Here is a 3087-nt window from a genome sequence, read left to right on the forward strand (position 1 = left end):
GTGCCGCCTTGTTCCGCAGCGGCGCCCAGCCGGTTTGGACGATCGCGCGCTCGAGTAGCGCCTTCGCTTCCACACTGCCGGTGTCGACTGCCAGCGCGTCGCTCGCGCTGTGCTCCACGCAATTCCACAAGTTGTCCTTGACACACACCAGGGCGGTTTGGAGCGCGGCGTTGCGCCGCTGTTCGAGTGGTGTCAGTTCGTGCTGGATCAGTTGCGCGTCGGCGCTATTGGCTTGCATTGCAAAGGCTGCATTGACCGCCGCCTGGGCTCCCGACAGATCATTCGCATCGCGGTGCACGCGTGCCGCGTGCAGGCTTTCAGACAGATCGCGATAGTGCGGCACCGGCGGTGGCTGAACCACCACTTGAGGCGGGGGCGTTGCATTGTTGGCCGCCTGGTGCGCGGAGCCAGCATGAGGCTGCGCGTTAATCGATCCGCTGGATGATGTGTTGGACGAAGTGCCTGGCGTATACGCCGCCACTGTTCCACCGGTCGACTGCGTATCTTCTTCGTTGTCCGATGGCGCGCTCGAGTGACCACCGAATAGTGTGTACGCGCCATAACCTAGCATCAGGACGACGACGGCAATCAGTCCGCGCGTCACGAGCGTGCGGGTGCCGTTGGTCGAACCGGGCAACCCTTGGCCGAGCGGTGGAATGGGTGTATCGGGTGAGGCGAGATCGGGCGGTGCGCCATTCGTCTGCGTTTCAGGCCCGAACGGGTGGTGTTGCGCACCGGCTGCTGCTGCCGTCGCAGCAGAGGCACCGAAGGGCGCGTGAGGCCGGTCGTCGAGCGGATGCGTCGCGCCGCAGTAGGGACACCTGTCGGCGTGCTGATACAGCGAGCCGCCGCAGCGTTTGCAGGGTGCTGGGAAACTCTGATGAGGAGTAGTCTGGGTGGACATGCTGTGACCCACCTGCGATAGGCTATGCCGTTACGGCATGGTCCGGATCGTGTTCCGCGCAAGTTGCACGGTCCGCGTGAATCACGATCGACATGCGCTGGAGAGCGGCCGCCGCAATTCGAAAATGACGGCGCCCCTGGGAACAATATGTGGGCTTTCGAGGTGAACGTCAATCGAAGTTCACACCTATCTGACACAGTGTGCGCTAGCGCACGTTCAGATAAATTTCGTTGCTGCACACGTCTGCAGAACGAACTAAGCCGGGCGATTTTTCACGCCCTGTCGAGCGCGCGGTATTGATCGGATCAAAGACCTGAACAATCGCGCGATCCAAGGCGAAATGAAGCGGAAGATGAAACAAACGCGAGGCCGGCAGCGTAGATGGCTGCCGGCACGGTAGATTCCTGCGCCAGTGCTCAGTGCTCAGTGCTTGCGCAACGGATGGTCCTTGAGCAGCCACGACAGCACGAAAGCGAGCACGACCACGCAGGCGGCCGACAGATATACGGTATGTAGCGCACCGGCGAAAGCCTGCAGGTAATTGTCATGCAACGCTGTGGGCAACTGGTGAATGGCGGCCGGTCCGAGTGCTTGCGGCAATTCTGTATCCGGCGGAATCAGCGCTTGCAGACGTGCCGCGAGCCCGTTTGAGAACACCGCACCAAAAGCGGCCACACCCACGGAGCCGCCGATTGAACGGAACAGCGTGGCGCCCGAAGTGGCCACACCCATATGTCTGAATTCAACGGAGTTCTGCACCGCGAGAATCAATACCTGCATCACCATGCCGAGGCCCAGTCCAAGCAGGCCCATATACAGATACATCACATGAATGGGCGTGCTGATCTGCAAGCGCGCGAGCAGTATCATCGCCACGGCGACGAGGAGGGTGCCGGCGATCGGAAACATCCGGTACTTGCCGATCTTGCTGATCACGCGGCCGGTGATCACTGACATGACCAGCAGGCCGCCCATCATCGGCAGCATCTGCATACCGGCTTCGGAAGGCGTCGAGCCTTTGACGACCTGCAGATACAGCGGAATGAACGTTACCGAGCCGAACAGCGATACCCCGATGATGAAGCCGATCAGACTGCTTAACAGGAAGGTTCGCTGACGAAACAGCTCGAGCGGCATGATGGGCTCGGCTGCGCGTTTTTCCTCGTAAATGAAGCCGCCAATGCACACGAGTCCCATCACCAACGTGAACCACAGTTGAGGCGAAGACCACGGCAGGATCGTGCCGCCCTGGCTCGTGAACAGGATGATGCAGGTGAGCGCGCCGGCGAGAAATGCGGCGCCCATGTAGTCGATGGTGTGCTTGATATGCGCGGCGTGTGGTTTGAATACCGCGCCGATCACCGCCAGCGCGAGGACACCGAGTGGCAGGTTGATATAGAAAATCCAGCGCCATGACAGATGCTCGACGAGAAACCCGCCGAGCAACGGCCCGATTACGGTGGCCAACCCGAACACGCCGCCGAACACGCCCTGATAGCGACCGCGTTCTGCGGGCGGAATGACATCGCCGATGGCCGCCATCGTTACCACCAGCAGACCGCCGCCGCCGAGCCCTTGCAGCGCACGCAAGATGATCAACTGGGCCATGTTTTGCGCGATGCCACACAACGCCGAGCCGACGAGGAACAGCACGATGGCGGCTTGCAGCACGACCTTGCGGCCGAAAAGGTCACCAAACTTGCCGTATAGCGGCACGACGATCGTTGACGTCAGCAAATAAGCCGTGACGACCCACGACAGATTGTTGAGACCGCCCAGTTCGCCGACGATGGTGGGCAGCGCCGTCGACACGATGGTCTGGTCGAGCGCGGCGAGCAGCATGACCAGCAGCAGCGCCGGGAACAGCAGGCGGATGGGCGGGTGCTGTGCAGCGTTCGCGAGTTCGGCAGGCGTGGTGGCAGGTTGTTCCATAGTATGAGGGGCGCAGTAAATGGGGTCTGTAAATAGTCGGGTCTGTACCGGGTGTGCGTGTTGAAGTGGGTGTTGAAATTAATTAACTAGGAGATTAATATAAGCGACATCGTAGCATTCGTCAAATGGAATGAAATGACCCGCACACCGTCCGATGACCCCACCGCGAAGGCAACCCGCCGCCGTGCGGACCCAGCCACCACCGAGACCGCTGCAACCACCGAGACCGCTACGCCCGCCGGGCCCGCACC

At 61.1% G+C, this 3087-nt stretch carries 2 protein-coding genes; both read right to left on the reverse strand.

Annotated features, from left to right (window positions below):
* Positions 1-904: hypothetical protein (locus tag WCA85_RS26950; protein ID WP_424067917.1), on the reverse strand; the 904-nt coding region annotated here is incomplete at its 3' end.
* A gap of 423 nt (positions 905-1327) precedes the next feature.
* Positions 1328-2836: an MDR family MFS transporter gene (locus WCA85_RS26955; RefSeq protein ID WP_424067918.1), complete on the reverse strand. Its 1509-nt coding sequence runs from the start codon at positions 2834-2836 to the stop codon at positions 1328-1330.
* Positions 2837-3087: the final 251 nt, after the last annotated feature.

The organism is Paraburkholderia sp. (genome assembly GCF_049581445.1).
GTDB lineage: Bacteria > Pseudomonadota > Gammaproteobacteria > Burkholderiales > Burkholderiaceae > Paraburkholderia.